Genomic DNA, 17,782 nt, shown 5'->3' on the forward strand with positions numbered 1-17,782 from the left:
GAATCCCGGTTCCCCTTCGGGGGAGCCGGGATTCGGCCTTTCTAAAGATAAGATACGCACATGCTCAACAAGGAATCTGAATCATTACTTTCAAAGCTGCTATTAGTGGGACCTGCACTTGTAACTATCTTGGTTTTTACTTCGGGGGTTACTGACCCAGTCAATGTAAACAAATTACTTGCACTAGGAATAGTCTCTTGTTCAGCAATTGCAATACTAACTGTAAAGTCTTATCGCTTCATTTGGGCAGAACACAAATTCCTCATATTGACGCTTTTTGGATTCTTGCTTGCTTCAATAAATTCAATCATTCAAAGTGATTCTCCAATAACACAACAACTCTACGGCGTATATGGACGAAATAATGGTTTTCTACTTTACCTATTTTTGCTTCTCATTTTCATCGCAACTCTCTCAGCAGGGAAAATTTCAACTTCGAAAAACGTAGTTTATTCCCTTGTGGTAGCGGGTGCAGTAAACATCATTTATTGCGGATGGGTACTTGCTTTTGGAGATTTCGTAGGATGGACAAATCCCTACGGAAATATCCTGGGTACTCTGGGTAATCCTAATTTCATAGGCGCATTTCTAGGCATGTTTTCCTCTGTGTTGATTACTTTGGCTATTGCTAACTTTAAGAATCCAAAAATATTTCTTTTGATTACAACGACTCTTGGAGTTACAATCTTTGAGATTGTGAAGTCCAATGCCATCCAAGGTCGTGTTCTATTAGTCGTCGGTCTAGCAATCAATGGCTTCTTCTTCATCAGATCCAGATTTAAAAGCCAAATTCCTGCAGTAATTTACTCGGCCATGTGCACTCTGGGTGGCGTTGCAGGATTACTTGGGGCTCTGCAAATTGGTCCACTTGCAAAGATTATTTATAAAGATTCAGTCTCGCTACGTGGGGAGTACTGGAATGCAGGACTGAACATGGCAAAGACTCATCTATTTTCAGGGGTCGGCTTTGATTCATATGGTGATTGGTATCGATTGTCTCGCAGGGCGTCAGCTCTAGTTAAGCCTGGACCAGAAACAGTAAGCAATGCAGCGCACAATGTAGTAATTGACATATTTGCTTTTGGGGGACTTCCTCTACTCATTTCTTACTTAGCTATAATGGGGATCGTTCTTCAGTCAATCATCAGGCACACCTTGAGAAGCCAAGCGTTCGATTATGTCTTTGTCAGCCTTATTGGAGCCTGGCTGTGTTTTCAGCTGCAGTCAGTAATTAGCATTAATCAAATTGGATTAGCAGTCTGGGGCTGGGTACTTGGAGCAGCGATCGTTTCGTATGAACGGATTAAGCGAGTAGACAGCAGCCCAGAATTAACTAAATCTAAAACAATTAGATCAACAAGCGCAGAGGTCATCTCTCCGAATTTGCGTGCAGGCGTAGCCCTTGTTTTGGGAGCACTCATTGCAGTTCCACCCTTTTCGGCAGATGTTAAATGGCGTAGCGCACAAGTATCAATGGATGCGGCGAAAATCGAAGCGGTCTTAGTCCCCAGTTATTTCAACCCACTGGGTACCTTCAAATACCTTCAAATTGTTGGTGCGTTTGAGGAGAGCAACCTACCCAACTTGGCTCATAAATATGCAGTGGAAGCAGTAAATTTCAATCCACACAGTTATGAATCATGGCGCCTTTTTACCTTAATCCGAAGCACAACACCAGAGGAACTACAGATTGCATTGAGTAATATGAAAAAGCTCGATCCGAAAAACCCAAGAATTATCTCTGAATCTAAATGAAAATTGCAATTATAGGGCAGGGTTATGTTGGCTTAACCATTTCAGTATTTGCCGGTGAGTTCTACGAGGTTTTAGGTTTTGATAACAATTCAAAAATCGTGGATCAGCTGAATCGGGGTATCTCTCATATTGAAGGTGTAGCAAGCCCTACCTTGCAGAATTGGATCAAGGCTGGGCGCTATCGCGCAACTAGTATGGGAAGCGACATTGCTGATGCAGATTTGGTCGTGATTGCCGTACCTACACCGCTAACTAAAGATCGTAAACCAGATTTAACTTTTATCGATGCTGCATGTAAAACTATTGGTGAAAACGTGAAGAAGTCCGTACTAGTTATCAATGAGTCTACTTCTTTTCCCGGGACTCTCCGAAACTACATTAAGCCTGCCATCGAAAAGTATTCAAAAAGCCCAATTGAGCATTTGTATGCAATTTCACCAGAGCGAGTAGATCCAGGCCGCGGAGACTTTAATCAAAAGAACACCCCGCGTCTTTATGCAGGACTAACTCCTGAAGCTTCTGCCAAGACTTATACTTTTTATTCTAGGTTCTGTGACGAGCTAGTTGAGGTTTCTTCCCCCGAGGTTGCCGAGGCGGCTAAGCTATTTGAAAACTCATTCCGCCAGGTGAACATTGCACTTGTTAACGAATTTGCTCAGATTGCGCATTCACTCGGGATAAGTGTCTATGAGACTTTAGACGCAGCGAATACAAAACCGTATGGATTTATGAAGTTCACACCAAGTGCCGGAGTAGGTGGGCACTGCATCCCAGTGGACCCAACCTACTTGGCGGCTGTAGCTGAGGAACATGGGGCTCCTGCAACCTTCATTCGCCGAGCAAATGAAGTCAACTTAGAGATGTCGAAGTATGTGGTTGATCGAGTTCAAGCCGATAACGGTGGATCACTTTTAGGTAAGAGTGTTCTTGTTGTCGGAGTTGCCTACAAGCCAAACGTCGCTGATGTGCGAGAAACAGCAGCGAAGGTTGTCATTGAGCACTTGCGAGTACGAGGCGCAGTTGTTTCTTGGCACGATGACGTTGTCGGAAGTTGGGATGGCGAGAAGTCATCGCCGTTGTCGGGAGCAGATATTGCTCTTGTAGTAACCAAACACGATGACGTCAAGGAGAGCGATATCTTGGCAAGTGCACCGTACGTCTTCGATACGACTGGAAAAATTGCTGGAACTAAGGGGCTTTAAGCGAAACTCTTTGCAACGCTGTCGATAATTGAATCCAGAGTATGTGTTGGTGACCAGCCAACAGCTTTTTTGATCTTTGAAACATCAGGGACTCGGCGTTGCATATCTTCAAATCCCGCAGGGTAGGCATCCGAATATGGGATAAACTTAATACCTGAATTTGAGTGTGTTTGATATATGACTTTTTCGGCGAGCTGTTTGATTGTTACTTCACCAACTCCACCCACATTGAAGTAGTCGCCAATTGTTGAGTCAGAGTCCATGAGTGTAAGTACTGCCCGAACGGCATCTTCCACGTGGCAGAAGACGCGGGATTGGCTGCCATCGTCATAAATTGTGATGTCCTCGTTCTTCAGGGCTGCTTGAACAAAGCGAGGAACAACCATTCCGTATTGGCCGGTTTGGCGCGGGCCGACGGTGTTGAAGAATCGAACTGTGGTGACTTTGAGGCCGTGTGTCTTGTGAAGCGTGTGTGCGACGGCTTCTTCCAGGGCCTTTGCATCAGAGTAGGTCCAGCGTATTTTTTGAGGTGCGCCGACTACACGATCTGATTCTTCGTGAAGAGGTTGATTTGGATTCTTGCCATAAATCTCTGAGGTAGATGCGATGAGAAGACGCTTGTCATGCTTTGTAGCTGCATTGAGAACCACTTCAGAGCCTGTGAAATTGCGATCAATGGATTCGATGGTGTGCTCCATGATGTTCTTAACGCCAAGGGCTGCAGCCATATGGAAGACGATGTCGGATTCAGCGACTAACTTGTCGACGAGATCTTTATCGCGAATGTCGCCTTCGTGGATGCTGATCTTGCCTTCGAGATGAGTGATGTTCTTTTTCGAGCCGGTGGAAAGGTTGTCGAGGATTGTGACGCTATCGCCACGGGCGATGAGGGCATCGGTAAGGTGTGAGCCGATGAAACCGGCACCACCGGTGATGAAAGCGCGCATGGGTGTGAGTCTATCTTTTATGTTGGTTTGTCCAGACTTGTGTTACTGGGGGTGGCTCGGGTTTCATGCAGGTGGTTCTCAGGAAAGTAGGAGAAGGTTTGAGTATGAAAAGTACTGGGGCCACGTATAAGAAGTACTCATCAGCTGGGGTCGACTGGGCTTCGTGGTTCTTGGGGATTGGCTTAGGGCTGACGCTGGCAACAGCGTTGATGGTTGATGGGGTAGATGCGCAGAAGTGGATTGGGCGAGCAGAGCTTGCTGGATACTCTTTTTGGACAATCAATCGCCATGATGGTACTGCCTGGTCCTATGGTTCCAATAAGGGGTATTGAGTACGGCAAGATAGGCGAGTGGTTACAACCGGTGGGTTTACAAGTGAAGGTTTGGCTCTTGAGGCCAAGGCTTTGCAGTTGTCATCTTTGACGCAAGCAGAGGCACTTGAAATCGGTGCGATTGCACAGGCGATTGGTTTAGAGCGCAAGCTCCCGATTGCTGTTGAAGTTCGGATGAAAGATTGGATTGTCTTTCATGCATCGTTGCCGGGATCATCACCAGAAAATGATTGGTGGATTGGTCGCAAAGCTCGCGTTGTGAATTTAACGGGGCGTTCGACAATGCATGAGCGAGTGATTGCTGAAGAGCAAGGAATTAATTGGCATGTGAGCAAAGGCGTGGAAGAAGAGCTATATGCCATCCACGGAGGCGGTCTTGCACTTAACGTTGTGGGATTAGGATTGACAGGTATTTTGATTATTAGTGGCTTGCCACAAGTGGAAGATCACTTACTTGGAGTTGAAGTCATTACTGAATATTTGGCACGTAAGGGAGAACAGCAGTGAGCATCTGGGTGTGTGGTGAGGTGCTGATTGATTTAATTCCTGGCGCTGATGGTGTGAGAGTTCCGCATGTGGGTGGAGGGCCTGCAAATACTGCCAAAGCGCTGGCGCGCTTGGGTCATGATGTGCAATTCATTGATGGAATTTCCAGTGATCAGTACGGGCAGATGTCTCGTAAAGAGCTGCTCGATGATGAAGTGAAGTTAGATCTTGCTTTAAAGAGCGATAAGCCAACCTGCACAGCTGAAGTAACTCTTGCTGCCGATGGAAGTGGTTCCTATGTTTTTAACATTAATGGCACAGCAACTTTTGATTTCTCATTAGATTGGTTGCCAGATCCTTCTCGCTATAAGCCACAGGTGCTCCATATAGGCACCCTGGTCACTGTTATTGAGCCAGGGGCAGAAGTTCTCTATGACTGGGCTATTCGTGTGGCTGAGTTTGCACCCATTGTCTATGACCCCAATATTCGACCATCAGTGATGGGAGATCGAGATAGGTATCAAGCATCTGTGGAGAAGTGGGTTGCAATTTCATCAGTGATTAAAGTAAGTGATGATGATGTGGAGTGGTTATATCCAGGTGAGAGTGTTGAAAGTGTTGCACAGCGCTGGATTAACGATGGTGCTGCACTCGTTGTGATTACTCGCGGCATCAATGGACTACTTGGAGTAACAGCAAGCGGTTCTGTGGAAGTACCGGGTGTGAAGATTGAGGTTGCAGATACTGTTGGAGCAGGAGATACGGTGGGTGCGATCATTGTTGAAGCGATGATTGAAAAGGGAATCTTAAACTTGACCGATGAAGTATTGAAGGCAACTCTGCATCGCGCGGCAGTTGCTGCAGGGATTACATGTTCTCGTAAGGGAGCTCAACCTCCTTACAAGCATGAGTTGAAGGGTGTTTGATGCAATTTATTGATGATGCAGAGTTCCAGGTCGCAATCGATCTCGATGGCGGTGGAAAGATCACATCTGTTAAATGGCGTGAGATGGAATTTACTGTTCCATTCCGCGGCAACGTTCTTTCTAACGGTTGGTACCCAATGGCTCCGTGGGCTGGGCGTATTCGTGATGGATTGATTACATCTAGTTCAGGTGTTGAACATCAACTCCCCACGAACATTGACCCACCGAATGCAATTCATGGATTTGGTTTCTCCTCCTCTTGGCAAGCGATTGGTCCAGGGCGTTCTTTACTGCATTTACCAAAGCCATATATGGGCGCAACAGTTGAACAGACGATTGAAGTCTTAGATGATGCAATTCGCTGGTCTCTTGAATATGACGATAATGGTTGCGATATTCCTGTTTGGCTTGGAATGCATCCATGGTTTGCTCGTGATCTAGAACGAGGCGGAGCAGCTGAAATCGAATTTAGCGCAGCAAAGATGTTAAAGCGTGGCTCTGATGGATTGCCTACGGGTGAACTCATTTCACCAACGCCAGAGCCTTGGGATGATGCATTTACGCAAGTTCGTGGAACACCATCGGTTATTTGGGAAGATGTTGCACGTATTGATATTGAATCTGATGCGCCATGGTGGGTTGTCTATAACGAAGACCCAGATGGAGTTTGTATTGAGCCACAGACCGCACCTCCTGATGCGGCTAATTTAGGCATTAGTGGTGAGAACTACATTGAAGCCCTCTTTGTTTTCTCTGAAGGCTAATTAGGATTACTCGTATGAGCACTCAGATTAATCGCCAGCATCTTAAATCACTTCGCGCGAAGGAAGAACAGCGCTTTCTTGATACCCATAAGAAGTCAGCTGCAGCCTTTGAAGATTCGAAGAAGGTCATGCACGAGGGTGTGCCAATGTCTTGGATGGCTAAGTGGCCAGGTGCTCACCCTGTCTTTGTGAAAGAAGCCAAAGGTGCGCGCTTTACCGATGTTGATGGCCATACCTATGTTGATTTTTGTTTAGGTGACACAGGGTCAATGACAGGTCACTCACCGGATGCAACTGTGGCTGCAATTCGCGAGCAGGTTGGTAAAGGCATTACTGCGATGTTGCCTACTGGGGATGCTGCGATTGTCTCTGGTTTATTGAAGGAACGTTTTGGTCTGCCTTTGTGGCAATTTACGGTCTCAGCTACCGATGCAAACCGCCACGTTATTCGTTACTCCCGCATGATCACAGGACGCAGCAAGATTGTTGTCATCGATCGTTGTTATCACGGCTCTGTCGATGAAACCTTTGCAACTTTGGATGATGCAGGTTTTACGGTCAAGCGCGAAGGAAATATTGGAGCACCTGTTGATTTAGCTGAGACAACTCGCGTTGTTGAATTTAATGATTTAGCTGCAATGGAGAAGGCTCTTGCACACGGTGATGTTGCAGCAATCTTGATGGAACCTGCCATGACAAATATTGGAATTGTTCTGCCGCAAGATGGTTATTTAGTTGGTGTGCAGGCTCTAGCAAAGAAGTACGGCACGTATTTGATTATCGATGAGACCCACACAATCTCTGTGGGTCCTGGTGGAATGACAAAGGCGCTTGGTTTGAAGCCTGACTTCCTTACTATCGGTAAGGCACTTGCTGCAGGTATCCCAACAGGAACTTTTGGAATGACTCAAGAGATTGCGGATGCAATCAAGAAGATGGTTGAACTGGAAATTATCGACCTTGGTGGAATTGGTGGAACTCTTGCAGGAAATGCTCTGTCACTTGCTGCGATGAAGGCGACGCTGACTCAAGTACTAACAGAGGCAAACTTTGAGCGCATGATTGCTCTGGGTAACCGCTGGTGCGATGGCATTGATGCTGCAATTAAGGAGTTTGATCTTGATTGGCACTGCAACCGTCTAGGTGCACGCGGTGAGTACATCTTTAAAGGCAAGCAGCCTGTGACGGGTAAAGAAGCGGCTGATTCAGGTGACTTCGAACTTGAGCAGTACATTCACTTGCGTCTACTTAATGATGGTTACTTGATTACGCCGTTCCACAACATGGCTCTGATGTGTCCTGATACAACTCAAGGCGATGTTGATGGCCACACAGCAGCATTTAGGACAATGTGCGCGGAGCTTGTCTACTAATTCTCATTCGGCTGTAGTATTTAATCAATCGACTCAAAACAGAAAGTTGAAATGTGAATAATTCGCGATCCAAGTTAGCTGACAAACCCAGACTTTTTCTACTGGTTTCGAGTACTTGGAGATTTGTAAGATATTTTTTAATTGTTATTCGCCTGAAGGGTGCACGAAGTGTTGGTGTCGATGAATTTGAAAATGGATTACTAGTTCTGAATCGAACCACTTCTTTGGGTGAAAGGGGTGAACTAGTCACTACCCCTCGGGATGAAACCATTTACAGGTTTGTTGTTGAACATGGTGAGTGGGAGCCCGACGAATCTCGCTACCTCTCGAACCGACTAATCGCGGCCGAAGATGCAGGAGAGAATGGGCTGAAGATTGCACTTGTTGATATAGGTGCGAATTCTGGCCTTGTAACGAGGCAGGTACTAAACCTTTCAGGGAGCGCCTGTGAAGTAATTTTGGTTGAACCCATCCCGAATCATGTTCTTGCTATCCAAGCAAATTTGAAGAAGTGGGGTGACAGGGACCAGGTGCGAATTGTGGAGGCTGCGCTGGGTGAAATAAATGGCCAAAGCGAGATAAGTATCGAGAAGTCAAATAGAGGTAATTCTTCGCTTCTTTCAAGTGCAATGCCAGCAGCTGGAACTTTGAAGTTGTCCGTAGAAATTTTGGCAGTAGAGGATTTCTTTAAAAATTTCTTATCAAACCTTGACCGCTACATAGTTAAGTCAGATACACAAGGATATGATTCAAGAATTCTTTCTCTCCTACCCATTGAATTTTGGAATAAATGCCAAGGTGCGGTCATCGAAGTCTGGGCGCTTCCTGAAATAGAAGTTCTCCCGGTGCAGCTGTTGTTAACAAAGTGGCAGAGTTATTGGGATTTTAATTGGGCGGCAGATGGCTCATCTCCAACAAATCTTGAAGAAATCGGATCTTTCTGGTTAAGCAAGTCAGGAAAATCTAAAAACTTATTCATTAACTGTGCTAGATAGTTGTGTTTAATTGAATCCAAGGCTTTGATATAAGCCTTTCCCAGCTTCGTTATCGTCATCGACATACAACATGGCCTGTTTGATGCCCTTTTCCTTTAGGTAGATTAGACCCCCTGTGCAGACCGCTTTGCCAATACCTTTGCCTGATTCGCTTGGGTCAACGCCGATGACATATAGCTCACCGATTGGGTCCTGGTTAACAAATTCATGGTGAATCTTGGTCCAGCAGAAACCTGCAATCTTGCCGCCCTGAACACAGAGGAAGAATCCCTTTGGATCAAACCAAGCCTCTTGCATTCTGTTTTCTAGATCTGCCAATGCCCAATTTCCTTGGTCGGGATGTCCTGCAAAGATGAGGTTGTTGAGGTCGAGCCAGGCTTGGTCGTGAATTTCTGGGTCGAAGGTAATGAATTGATAGTTATGCGGAATGTGCGAAATTGGTGCTTCAAGTGTTCGGTAGAGCTTAAGAATGTGGCGCATGGTTAAACGAGTTCAGAAATAGAAGTTTCCTTGCCACCGTTTTGTACGGTGAAGCGGTATCCGACATTGCGGACAGTGCCGATGATTGATTCAAATTCAGGGCCGAGCTTTGAGCGAAGGCGACGGATGTGAACGTCTACTGTGCGAGTGCCACCGAAGTAGTCATAGCCCCAGATTTCTTGAAGAAGCTGCGCGCGAGTAAATACGCGACCTGGGTGTTGTGCGAGGTACTTCAGTAATTCGAATTCTTTAAATGTTAAATCAAGGGAAGTGCCCTTGATCTTGGCCGTGTAAGTATTTTCATCGATGACGACATCACCTTGACGGATTTCAGATGATGTGGGATCAAGGGACTCAAGTTGTGCGGCATGTGCCCCAACTGCGATGCGGATACGAGCATCTACTTCAGCTGGTCCCGCCGTATCGAGGATGACATCGTCAACGCCCCAGTCTGCAGTAAATGCTGAGAGGCCTCCTTCGGTTGTGATTGCAATAATGGGTGCACCGACTCCAGTAGTTGAGAGAAGTCGTGTGAGTGATTTTGCTGTGGGGAAGTCGCGACGAGCATCGACGAAGACAACATCCATAAGTGGTGTGTCGACGAGAACAGATGCTTCAAGTGGCATGACTTTGCAAGTGTGTTGCAAGAGGGCGAGAGCAGGAAGAACTTCTGCGCTTGCTCCTTGCGAATTAGTCAGTAGCAACACCTTGGCCATTGTGTGAGAATACTCTTGTGAAAACCTATCTTCCACTCGTCATTGTGCTGGCTCTTGCTTCAGCATATGGATTCTGGTGGAAGCGTAAACAAGGCGCTATCCGCTCCAATAAAGCTATTCCAGGCCATCGATTGACTCCTGCGGTACTGGGTGAGGCCCTGGGATCACGAGCGACCATGGTGCAGTTCTCATCAGCTTTCTGCACTCCGTGCAGAGCAACCCATGCACTGCTCTCTCAGATGGTCATTTCTATGGCTGATGTGAAGCACATTCATATCGATGCTGAGTCTCATCTTGAGTTGGTGCGAGAGCTCGATATCCGATCAACGCCAACAACCTTGTTTATCAATAAGGATGGGGTTGAGGTAGGCCGCGCTGCAGGAACACCTAAGCGTGAGCAGGTTCTGGCTGCGTTAGCAAGAATTGGATAAACGTTAATTAGGAATTTTCTTTTGCAGAATACATATGAGCATTCCGGTTGCAATTGGTTCTAGGATTATCTTAATTTCACAATCAACGAATAATTCCTGAAGCTGTGCTCTTGTTTGTATTCGTTCACTACCTTTCAGTATTCCTGGAACGCCATTCAACATCTGAATTTCTGAGACTTTTTCCACAGATATTGCAATTAGCCCCCCGGCGCTGGTAACTCTCATCATTTCCTTTGCTGCTTGTTTTGGATTAGCAGAATACGAAAGAGTCCATGAACAAAGCAAGTATGAAAATTCATTATCCGGGAAATTCATCTCATGCATATCACCGATATCGACCAGAGGTGAGTAAGAGAATGTGTCAAGAGTAGAAATAGACTTTAAGTCAAACCCTAGACTTCGAGCAATATAGATCTCATTTTCATATCGAGGGCCAAGAATAAGAAGTCTCTTGTTTAGTTCGGTTGGAATGCACATCATCGCGAATATTGGGTTATAAATTCGGGCGAGAGGTGTAAACTTACCGAATTGCTCTCGGGAGTATGAGACACCCAAAGTCGTATTCCTATTGACATCAAAATTTAATTTTCGTAGAATTTTGATGTAATAAAACCAGCGAAGAAAAGCAATTTGGTTCCCATAAGCCCAAAAAAACCCCGACCTTGTTCTTCTAAGAATCAGACTTGGTCTAAAGGTGTTCAGAAAATACAACAATGTTTCCATAGGATAAAACTACTTGTATTTGATCAGTCTCCCGGGATTTAGCACCTATACACCGACTCCCTTCGCAGTTGCCCAGAATTAGCAGTTGAAACATTTTTTGCAATGATGGCACCTCATGCCTTGGCCTCCATGCACTCGAGATTGCCACTAATCCAATAGTGCGAATCATTCGCAACTCGCTTATGTCAGGACGGTTCTCTACCCTATAGCCATGTCCGAAATTCTAGAAAAGCCAGAAGTGCAAAAGATTTATATCGATGCACGTGGTCCACGATTTTCTGCAAGCTTCACGGCAATCTTTCTTGCAACAGCCTTAGTAACTCATAACGTCTGGGTTCTTGTTGCTCAAGGGCTTGTCTTTCTTATCGGTGCTACTCGCGGTCCTCAGTTCACTCCCTACGGTTTGCTCTTTAAGAACCTCATCAAGCCTCGCTTGAAGAAGGAGGCTCCAACGGAGGATGTGCGCCCACCTAAGTTTGCGCAATCTGTTGGATTTGGATTCGCACTTGTTGGAACAATCGGCGCATTTGCTGGCGCAGATATCGTCTTCACGGTTGCAACCGCATTCGCACTAGCTGCAGCGTTTCTTAACGCTGCCTTTAATTATTGTTTGGGTTGTGAGATGTATCTGCTGCTCGTCCGTTTTAGATCTAAATAATTAAATACACATTTACCAACTAACCTAATAGGAGAAGAAAATGTCACGTGAAACATCGCTGGTTACCGCTGATTGGGTAGCTCAAAACTTAAATGACCCAAAGGTTGTTATCGTCGAGGTTGACGAAGATACAACCCTCTACGCACAGGGCCATATTGAAAATGCCATTACCTTCCACTGGCGCGAAGATCTACAAGATGGCTTGATCCGCGACCTCATCTCAAAGGAGAAGTTTGAAGCTCTTCTTTCAAAGAGTGGAATCTCAAATGATTCAACAGTGATCCTCTATGGAGGTAATAACAACTGGTTTGCTACCTATGCGTTCTGGTACTTCAAGGTCTATGGCCATGCAGATGTTCGCCTTCTTGATGGTGGTCGTAAGCGCTGGGAGCTCGATGCTCGCCCATTCGTAAGCGAAGTTCCTTCTCGCACACTTACTCACTACGTTGCAAAGGAGCGCGATAACTCAATCCGCGCATACCGCGATGAAGTGATTGCAGCTATTGGCACAAAGAACATCGTTGATGTGCGCTCACCTGCAGAGTTCTCAGGAGAGCTTGCAGCTCCTGCTCACCTTCCACAAGAAGGTGGACAGATCAAGGGACATATTCCAACAGCGAAGAACATCCCTTGGTCAAAGGCTGCAAATGAAGATGGGACGTTTAAATCAGATGCTGAACTTAAGGAGATCTACCAGAGCGCTGGTGTTGATCTAGCTAAGGACACTATTGCTTACTGCCGTATTGGTGAGCGCTCAGCGTTCTCTTGGTTTGTGCTTCACGAACTACTAGGTGTTAACAATGTAAAGAACTACGACGGATCATGGACTGAATACGGTTCACTCGTCGGAGTTCCTGTTGCAGTTGGCGCATAACTAACTATGCGTACTTGCGGTGCAACACCTGGTGGACCATCTCTTGATGGCATAGATCTATCTCAGCAGACCGTAATTCAGGGACAAATACTTCGGGACGGGAGTTCTGATTCAGTGCCCAATGGCACTGCGGTTGCTAATGGACATGTGCGATTACTTGATGCATCAGGTGAATTCACCGCAGAGGTTCCGACCAATAGTGATGGTCAGTTCTGTTTCTTCGCAGCTCCTGGTTCCTGGACTCTTGTGGTTCAGGCACCGGGTGCTCGCGTAGAGCAGAAGCTCATTGCCGCTCGTGGTACGCCTACAGATCTTGTTATCCACATTTGATTTAAGAAAGTAGACTTATCGCATGGCTGAAAAACACGAACTCCACGAAAAGGGCTTACGCCTTACGCCGCAGCGCGAACTTGTTCTCTCTGCTGTTCGTTCCCTAGGACACGCAACACCTGAAGAGGTGGCAGAGAAGGTGCGCCAGACACACCCTGGAATCAACCTTTCAACTGTCTATCGCAACCTTGAAACACTGGAAAACGTTGGCCTTGTTCAGCACACACACCTAGGCCATGGTGGTGCTACCTATCACGCAGCCGAAGAGCTAACCCATTTACACCTTGTCTGTGGCACATGCGGATCAGTGGGAGATGCTCCCATCGATGTTGCAGCGAACTTCGTGCAGAACCTTTCTGATGACTACGGCTTTAAGACCGATGTCACACACTTTGCCATCTATGGCACCTGTGCTGCCTGCGTTAAATAGCAGTTATTCGATGTCGCTCGTAGACTTACGAGCATGACAGCCGTATTTGTAGAAGATGGCCCCGATAAGGGCGCCATCTGGCATTTCGGTGAACCCAATAAAGAACAACGCGCACTGGCTGAAGGCAAAGCATGGGCGGATTTATCTCATCTTTCAGTCATTGCGATATCAGGAGATGATCGCCTGAAGTGGTTACACGATTTAACAACCCAGTACCTCGTTGATTTCGGTGCTGGCATGTGGCTATCTGCAATGGTCTTGGATCCACAGGGACATGTTGAGTATCAATTCAATGTTGTTGATGATGGAACCACTTCTTATCTTGTGATGGATCCACACTTTGTTGAAGGTTTGTCAACGTATTTGAACAAAATGCGATTTATGTTGCGCGTGGAAGTCCGCGATGCCACATCTGAATTTGCAGTCCTGCGCGCACCGGGAGCAGCCAATGAAATCGGTGGACCTTTTGCGCTGGTTCCCCGCGCAGAACTTGAAGAGATGAAGTCCGCATTTAACTCAACAGCCACACAGGTTGGCACATGGGCACTGGACGCCGAACGTGTTGCTGCAGGGCGCCCACGACATGGGATTGATACTGACTTTAAGACAATTCCTAATGAGCTCGGTGTGTTAAATGGCGCAGTCCATATGAATAAAGGGTGTTATAGAGGACAAGAGACAGTGGCAAAGATTTATAACTTAGGTAAGCCACCTCGTCGCCTTGTGATGTTGCACCTAGATGGCCATGCAGTTGTGATGCCACCAACGGGTACTCCTGTGATGAATGGTGAGACCCAAGTTGGATTTCTTGGGACTGTGGCTCGCCATCATGAATTAGGGCCGATTGCACTTGCAATTGTGAAGCGCAATACGCCAGTTGATGCGCAGTTGATGGTTGAGGGTGTGGCTGCATCACAGCAGATCATCGTGGAGGCATAAGGTGAAATTTATTGGCCAATTGTTTGTTGTTTCATTGGCTTGCCTTGCAATCATGTGGGCTGTTCGTAAGCTTTAACAGTTACTCTTACCCCATGGAGCTCTTCACAACAGTGGTACTGGCACTTGTCGCATTGGTTGTGGGTGTAGGGCTCGTTATCTATGGGATACGCGGTACTCGTGAATCTCAAGCTCGTGATGGGCGCACATATAAGAGAGGCAGGCTCTAATGGCCTTCACAATCCCTGAAGGACTACATCCTGATCTCAATCCACTTGCGTGGATGATTGGAACTTGGCGCGGTAAGGGCCGTGGTGAATATCCAACGATTGAAACCTTTGAATATGCCCATGAGGTGGTCTTTAACCATGATGGTCGCCCTTTTATGAATTACTACTCACGTTCATGGATTATTGATAAAGATGGGGAGATTATTCGCCCTGCGGCCTCTGAGACAGGTTTCTGGCGCGTGAAGGAAAATAATGTGTTAGAAGTTGTGATCTCACATAACACTGGAATCTCTGAAGGTTGGGTCGGACAATTTGATGGTCCCAAGATTCAATTAGTGATGGATCAGGGGTATTCAGCACCGAGCGCGAAGATTGTTACAGCGGGTGTGCGCTTGTATGGTCTTGTTGCAGGAGAGCTCTTCTTCGCCTATGACATGGCAGCTGAAGGACAAGAACTTCAGGCACATATCTGGTCAACACTTGAGCGTCAGTCTGAGTAGAGGCGAATAAATGAGTGATGCAGTATTAGCAGAGTATGTTCGCGATGGCGTTGTGGAATCTGTGCACCGCGGGTATTTGCTTGCACTCAACGCTGATGGTTCCGTCAACCTTGCTCTCGGTAGTTCTGAGCAGTTGATCTTTCCTCGCTCATGTGTGAAATCAATTCAAGGCGCTGCGATGGTGCGCGCAGGGTTGAAGTTAGAGCCGCGTCTACTTGCTCTCAGTTGTTCAAGCCATTCAGGCACAGCGGAGCATTTAACTGCAGTGCGCGAAATCTTGTCACTTGCCAAACTCGATGAGAGTGCGCTGCAGTGCATGCTAGATAAGCCGTTGGGGGATGAAGAACGTCGTGCTTGGGCAGATAAGGCACCTACACGTATTGCAATGAACTGCAGTGGAAAGCATGCTGCGATGTTGTTGACCTGCGTTACTAATGGTTGGCCTATTGCAAACTATTTAGATCCATCGCATCCTTTGCAAGTTGCTATTAAGAGTGAGTTAGAGGCGTTAGCAGGGGAATCAATCACACTGACATCTACTGATGGGTGCGGAGCACCGTTGTTCTTACTCTCTGTCACTGGTTTGGCACGTGCTGTTCGTGCAATAACTATCTCCAGTGATCCTGTGCATGTGAGTGTGTTGAGTGCATCGCGGACATATCCGCAGATGGTTGCAGGTAAGGGTCGTCTTACAACGCAGATGATGGAGGCTGTGCCTGGGCTCTATATGAAAGATGGCGCAGAAGCTGTTGAAGTTGCATCGATGCCTGATGGGCGAACACTGGTATTTAAAGTCTCTGATGGCTCATTGCGACCCTTTCGCGTATTGGTCCATGCAGGTTTGAAGCGATTGGGTATTGATAGCCCGTATGAGGCTGAGAACGTGCTTGGTGGTGACCGAGTTATCGGTGCCATTCGCGCAACCTTTTAATCGCGCGTACCCTTTCATCTATGACTTCTCGTCGCATCGCCACCTTGATGGTGCATACCTCACCTCTTGATCAAGCAGGCACAGGCGATGCTGGTGGCATGAATATCTATGTCGTTGAAGCAGCACAGAATATGGCTGCGATGGGCGTGCAGGTAGATATCTTCACACGTAGAACAAATACAGATATTGCAGATGTTGTCGATGTTGCACCGGGAGTGCGCGTCATACAACTCAACGTTGGCCCTGTCAGTGGTGTGACAAAAGAGCAGCTACCTAAGCTGATCCCTGAACTCTCAGTAGCTTTTAGTGATGCACTGAGCAAAACAAAGTACGACATCATCCATTCGCATTACTGGATCAGTGGCAAGGTTGCTATGCCGGTTGCTAAAGAGCTGGGTATTCCTCTTGTGCACACCATGCACACCATGGCAAGGGTTAAGAACTTGAATTTGGCAGAAGGAGAAACTCCTGAGCCAATGATTCGTGTGCAGGGTGAGACTCAAGTGGTTGCAGCAGCCGACGTACTCGTTGCCAATACCGATGCTGAGGCAGCATCTCTTGTCTCTCTCTATGAGGCATGTCCAGATAATGTTTTGGTGGTCAGCCCTGGTGTGAACCTGAAAGTCTTTACGGCCAGTACTGGGCGAGCAGCTGCCCGTGATGTATTAGATCTTGATAAGAGCGCTCATATCATCACCTTTGTGGGTCGTATTCAGCCGCATAAGGGCCCTGAGGTACTAATTCGCGCTATTGCAGAGCTTGTCTCGCACTCACCACATCTGCGTACTAAATTGATTACCAACATCATTGGTGGAGCATCGGGTGCTAACCAATCAGAAGTTGAAAGACTAAAAGAGCTCACCACATGGCTTGGTATTGATGATGTGGTGCGCTTTGCTCCTCCTGTGCCACGTGAAGATCTGCCGCAGTGGTATCGCGCATCTGATTTAGTCTGCGTACCAAGTTATTCTGAGAGCTTTGGTTTAGTTGCCCTTGAAGCACAAGCCTGTGGCACGCCAGTTGTTGCAACAGCGGTTGGCGGCCTTCGCACAGCGGTTGCTGACGGTATTTCAGGTGTTCTCGTTGATGGACATGATCCACGTGCTTGGTCATCTGTTCTCTCTCGCCTTCTTCAAGAGCCACAGCGCCGCGTGCTGCTCTCCATGGGTGCTATCGAGCATGCATCGCACTTTGGGTGGGATGCAACATCACGGGGCACCCTTGATATCTATGACCGTGTTCTCTCAGCCCGTGCTGATGCCCAGAAAAATATTGGATAGATGGCACTTGATCCACGGGAGGTCATTGAAGATTTCCTTCAATCCCACGATTTAGATTTTGATCGCAAGGATGCAAGCACCTTTATGGTGACGCTGCCTGGGGAGAAGAAACTACAGACTCATTGCGCTCTCGTTGTGGGAGATCACTCTTTGAGTATTAATGCCTTTGTTATTCGTAAGCCTGATACTCATGAAGATGCTGTGCATAAGTGGTGCATGACAAAGAATGCATCGATGTATGGGATTGCCTTTGCCATCAATGAGCTGGGAGATATCTATCTTGTGGGGCGTCTGCCACTGGATGCTGTGAATGCGCAAGAGATTGATCGTTTGATTGGATCAGTGCTGCAGTATTCAGATTCATCTTTTAATCCGCTATTGGAATTGGGCTTTGCAGATGCAATCCGCCGAGAATGGGCATGGCGAGTAAGCCGTGGTGAATCTCTTGCAAATCTTGAAGCCTTCAAGCATCTTGTGTGATGT

At 46.9% G+C, this 17,782-nt stretch carries 23 protein-coding genes; 19 read left to right on the top strand and 4 right to left on the bottom strand.

The features are described from left to right. Positions 1–60 precede the first annotated feature (60 nt). Positions 61–1,755, top strand: coding sequence for an O-antigen ligase family protein (locus tag A1sIIA65_RS00290; RefSeq protein ID WP_095675627.1), 1,695 nt, complete (start codon positions 61–63; stop codon positions 1,753–1,755). Further along, positions 1,752–2,957, top strand: coding sequence for a nucleotide sugar dehydrogenase (locus A1sIIA65_RS00295; protein ID WP_095675628.1), 1,206 nt, complete (start codon positions 1,752–1,754; stop codon positions 2,955–2,957). Before A1sIIA65_RS00290 ends, A1sIIA65_RS00295 begins: the two co-directional genes overlap by 4 nt. Here A1sIIA65_RS00295 and A1sIIA65_RS00300 read toward each other — a convergent pair. After that, positions 2,954–3,904 (bottom strand): NAD-dependent epimerase/dehydratase family protein, encoded by a 951-nt coding sequence (locus tag A1sIIA65_RS00300; RefSeq protein ID WP_095675629.1) that lies wholly within the window; start codon positions 3,902–3,904, stop codon positions 2,954–2,956. The two genes, A1sIIA65_RS00295 and A1sIIA65_RS00300, sit on opposite strands and share 4 nt — an antisense overlap. Before the next feature lie 104 nt (positions 3,905–4,008). On the opposite strand from A1sIIA65_RS00300, the gene A1sIIA65_RS00305 reads away from it, so the two are divergent. The 6 genes from A1sIIA65_RS00305 to A1sIIA65_RS00330 are packed head-to-tail and all read left to right on the top strand — an operon-like array spanning position 4,009 to position 8,780. Beyond that, a complete protein-coding gene (locus A1sIIA65_RS00305; protein ID WP_095675630.1) occupies positions 4,009–4,236 on the top strand; it encodes a hypothetical protein in 228 nt (75 codons plus the stop codon). An 18-nt stretch (positions 4,237–4,254) separates the two neighbouring features. Beyond that, positions 4,255–4,743, top strand: coding sequence for a heme-degrading domain-containing protein (locus A1sIIA65_RS00310; RefSeq protein WP_095675631.1), 489 nt, complete (start codon positions 4,255–4,257; stop codon positions 4,741–4,743). Beyond that, positions 4,740–5,648 (top strand): carbohydrate kinase family protein, encoded by a 909-nt coding sequence (locus tag A1sIIA65_RS00315; protein ID WP_095675632.1) that lies wholly within the window; start codon positions 4,740–4,742, stop codon positions 5,646–5,648. Before A1sIIA65_RS00310 ends, A1sIIA65_RS00315 begins: the two co-directional genes overlap by 4 nt. Beyond that, positions 5,648–6,412: an aldose epimerase family protein gene (locus A1sIIA65_RS00320; RefSeq protein WP_095675633.1), complete on the top strand. Its 765-nt coding sequence runs from the start codon at positions 5,648–5,650 to the stop codon at positions 6,410–6,412. The genes A1sIIA65_RS00315 and A1sIIA65_RS00320 overlap by 1 nt, the downstream gene beginning before the upstream one ends. A gap of 14 nt (positions 6,413–6,426) precedes the next feature. Beyond that, positions 6,427–7,785: a transaminase gene (locus tag A1sIIA65_RS00325; protein ID WP_095675634.1), complete on the top strand. Its 1,359-nt coding sequence runs from the start codon at positions 6,427–6,429 to the stop codon at positions 7,783–7,785. 53 nt (positions 7,786–7,838) lie between these two features. Further along, a complete protein-coding gene (locus tag A1sIIA65_RS00330) occupies positions 7,839–8,780 on the top strand; it encodes an FkbM family methyltransferase (RefSeq protein ID WP_095675635.1) in 942 nt (313 codons plus the stop codon). Positions 8,781–8,786: 6 nt separating this feature from the next. Here the strand turns inward: A1sIIA65_RS00330 and A1sIIA65_RS00335 are convergent, their stop codons facing one another. Together A1sIIA65_RS00335 and A1sIIA65_RS00340 are read right to left on the bottom strand one after the other, a co-directional pair. After that, on the bottom strand, positions 8,787–9,260 hold the full coding sequence (locus tag A1sIIA65_RS00335) for a GNAT family N-acetyltransferase (protein WP_095675636.1): 474 nt from the start codon (positions 9,258–9,260) through the stop codon (positions 8,787–8,789). A gap of 2 nt (positions 9,261–9,262) precedes the next feature. After that, a complete protein-coding gene (locus tag A1sIIA65_RS00340) occupies positions 9,263–9,976 on the bottom strand; it encodes a response regulator transcription factor (RefSeq protein WP_095675637.1) in 714 nt (237 codons plus the stop codon). Between the two features lie 17 nt (positions 9,977–9,993). Here A1sIIA65_RS00340 and A1sIIA65_RS00345 point away from each other — a divergent pair, with 17 nt between their 5' ends. Continuing rightward, a complete protein-coding gene (locus A1sIIA65_RS00345; protein ID WP_095675638.1) occupies positions 9,994–10,407 on the top strand; it encodes a thioredoxin family protein in 414 nt (137 codons plus the stop codon). A 3-nt stretch (positions 10,408–10,410) separates the two neighbouring features. On the opposite strand, the gene A1sIIA65_RS00350 is transcribed toward A1sIIA65_RS00345, so the two are convergent. Further along, positions 10,411–11,130, bottom strand: coding sequence for a class I SAM-dependent methyltransferase (locus A1sIIA65_RS00350; protein WP_095675639.1), 720 nt, complete (start codon positions 11,128–11,130; stop codon positions 10,411–10,413). A 211-nt stretch (positions 11,131–11,341) separates the two neighbouring features. Between A1sIIA65_RS00350 and A1sIIA65_RS00355 the strand changes: the two genes are divergently transcribed. The 10 genes from A1sIIA65_RS00355 to A1sIIA65_RS00395 all read left to right on the top strand — a co-directional run bounded on the left by A1sIIA65_RS00355 (position 11,342) and on the right by A1sIIA65_RS00395 (position 17,779). Next, entirely contained in the window at positions 11,342–11,788 is a 447-nt protein-coding gene (locus A1sIIA65_RS00355; RefSeq protein ID WP_095675640.1) for a DUF4395 domain-containing protein, read from the top strand. 40 nt (positions 11,789–11,828) lie between these two features. Next, positions 11,829–12,662 carry a sulfurtransferase gene (locus A1sIIA65_RS00360; RefSeq protein WP_095675641.1) on the top strand — a complete coding sequence of 278 codons (834 nt, stop codon included), beginning with the start codon at positions 11,829–11,831 and terminating at the stop codon, positions 12,660–12,662. Positions 12,663–12,668: 6 nt separating this feature from the next. After that, positions 12,669–12,992 (top strand): DUF1416 domain-containing protein, encoded by a 324-nt coding sequence (locus A1sIIA65_RS00365; RefSeq protein WP_095675642.1) that lies wholly within the window; start codon positions 12,669–12,671, stop codon positions 12,990–12,992. Positions 12,993–13,014: 22 nt separating this feature from the next. Further along, positions 13,015–13,422: a Fur family transcriptional regulator gene (locus A1sIIA65_RS00370; RefSeq protein WP_095675643.1), complete on the top strand. Its 408-nt coding sequence runs from the start codon at positions 13,015–13,017 to the stop codon at positions 13,420–13,422. Between the two features lie 33 nt (positions 13,423–13,455). After that, a complete protein-coding gene (gene ygfZ, locus A1sIIA65_RS00375) occupies positions 13,456–14,361 on the top strand; it encodes a CAF17-like 4Fe-4S cluster assembly/insertion protein YgfZ (protein ID WP_095675644.1) in 906 nt (301 codons plus the stop codon). A 92-nt stretch (positions 14,362–14,453) separates the two neighbouring features. After that, entirely contained in the window at positions 14,454–14,588 is a 135-nt protein-coding gene (locus tag A1sIIA65_RS07055) for a hypothetical protein (protein ID WP_257789649.1), read from the top strand. Then, complete coding sequence (locus A1sIIA65_RS00380; RefSeq protein ID WP_095675645.1) at positions 14,588–15,088, top strand: heme-binding beta-barrel domain-containing protein; 501 nt, start codon at positions 14,588–14,590, stop codon at positions 15,086–15,088. The genes A1sIIA65_RS07055 and A1sIIA65_RS00380 overlap by 1 nt, the downstream gene beginning before the upstream one ends. A 10-nt stretch (positions 15,089–15,098) precedes the next feature. After that, complete coding sequence (locus A1sIIA65_RS00385; RefSeq protein ID WP_095675646.1) at positions 15,099–16,019, top strand: asparaginase; 921 nt, start codon at positions 15,099–15,101, stop codon at positions 16,017–16,019. 20 nt (positions 16,020–16,039) lie between these two features. Beyond that, complete coding sequence (mshA, locus tag A1sIIA65_RS00390) at positions 16,040–17,299, top strand: D-inositol-3-phosphate glycosyltransferase (RefSeq protein ID WP_223298529.1); 1,260 nt, start codon at positions 16,040–16,042, stop codon at positions 17,297–17,299. After that, positions 17,300–17,779, top strand: a complete 480-nt coding sequence (locus A1sIIA65_RS00395; RefSeq protein ID WP_095675647.1) for a type III secretion system chaperone family protein — start codon at positions 17,300–17,302, stop codon at positions 17,777–17,779. Positions 17,780–17,782 lie beyond the last annotated feature (3 nt).

Origin of the sequence: Candidatus Planktophila dulcis, assembly GCF_002288225.1 — a bacterium.
GTDB classification, from domain to species: domain Bacteria; phylum Actinomycetota; class Actinomycetes; order Nanopelagicales; family Nanopelagicaceae; genus Planktophila; species Planktophila dulcis.

Bases quoted from the DNA above. Each gene is read 5' to 3' on its own strand.
- A1sIIA65_RS00385 (WP_095675646.1), top strand. From the start codon at position 15,099: ATGAGTGATGCAGTATTAGCAGAGTATGTTCGCGATGGCGTTGTGGAA.
- A1sIIA65_RS00360 (WP_095675641.1), top strand. From the start codon at position 11,829: ATGTCACGTGAAACATCGCTGGTTACCGCTGATTGGGTAGCTCAAAAC.
- A1sIIA65_RS00305 (WP_095675630.1), top strand. From the start codon at position 4,009: ATGAAAAGTACTGGGGCCACGTATAAGAAGTACTCATCAGCTGGGGTC.
- A1sIIA65_RS00335 (WP_095675636.1), bottom strand. From the start codon at position 9,260: ATGCGCCACATTCTTAAGCTCTACCGAACACTTGAAGCACCAATTTCG.
- mshA (WP_223298529.1), top strand. From the start codon at position 16,040: ATGACTTCTCGTCGCATCGCCACCTTGATGGTGCATACCTCACCTCTT.
- ygfZ (WP_095675644.1), top strand. From the start codon at position 13,456: ATGACAGCCGTATTTGTAGAAGATGGCCCCGATAAGGGCGCCATCTGG.
- A1sIIA65_RS00290 (WP_095675627.1), top strand. From the start codon at position 61: ATGCTCAACAAGGAATCTGAATCATTACTTTCAAAGCTGCTATTAGTG.
- A1sIIA65_RS00365 (WP_095675642.1), top strand. From the start codon at position 12,669: ATGCGTACTTGCGGTGCAACACCTGGTGGACCATCTCTTGATGGCATA.
- A1sIIA65_RS00340 (WP_095675637.1), bottom strand. From the start codon at position 9,976: ATGGCCAAGGTGTTGCTACTGACTAATTCGCAAGGAGCAAGCGCAGAA.
- A1sIIA65_RS00320 (WP_095675633.1), top strand. From the start codon at position 5,648: ATGCAATTTATTGATGATGCAGAGTTCCAGGTCGCAATCGATCTCGAT.
- A1sIIA65_RS00380 (WP_095675645.1), top strand. From the start codon at position 14,588: ATGGCCTTCACAATCCCTGAAGGACTACATCCTGATCTCAATCCACTT.
- A1sIIA65_RS00325 (WP_095675634.1), top strand. From the start codon at position 6,427: ATGAGCACTCAGATTAATCGCCAGCATCTTAAATCACTTCGCGCGAAG.
- A1sIIA65_RS00300 (WP_095675629.1), bottom strand. From the start codon at position 3,904: ATGCGCGCTTTCATCACCGGTGGTGCCGGTTTCATCGGCTCACACCTT.
- A1sIIA65_RS00395 (WP_095675647.1), top strand. From the start codon at position 17,300: ATGGCACTTGATCCACGGGAGGTCATTGAAGATTTCCTTCAATCCCAC.
- A1sIIA65_RS00295 (WP_095675628.1), top strand. From the start codon at position 1,752: ATGAAAATTGCAATTATAGGGCAGGGTTATGTTGGCTTAACCATTTCA.
- A1sIIA65_RS00355 (WP_095675640.1), top strand. From the start codon at position 11,342: ATGTCCGAAATTCTAGAAAAGCCAGAAGTGCAAAAGATTTATATCGAT.
- A1sIIA65_RS07055 (WP_257789649.1), top strand. From the start codon at position 14,454: ATGGAGCTCTTCACAACAGTGGTACTGGCACTTGTCGCATTGGTTGTG.
- A1sIIA65_RS00370 (WP_095675643.1), top strand. From the start codon at position 13,015: ATGGCTGAAAAACACGAACTCCACGAAAAGGGCTTACGCCTTACGCCG.
- A1sIIA65_RS00350 (WP_095675639.1), bottom strand. From the start codon at position 11,130: ATGGAAACATTGTTGTATTTTCTGAACACCTTTAGACCAAGTCTGATT.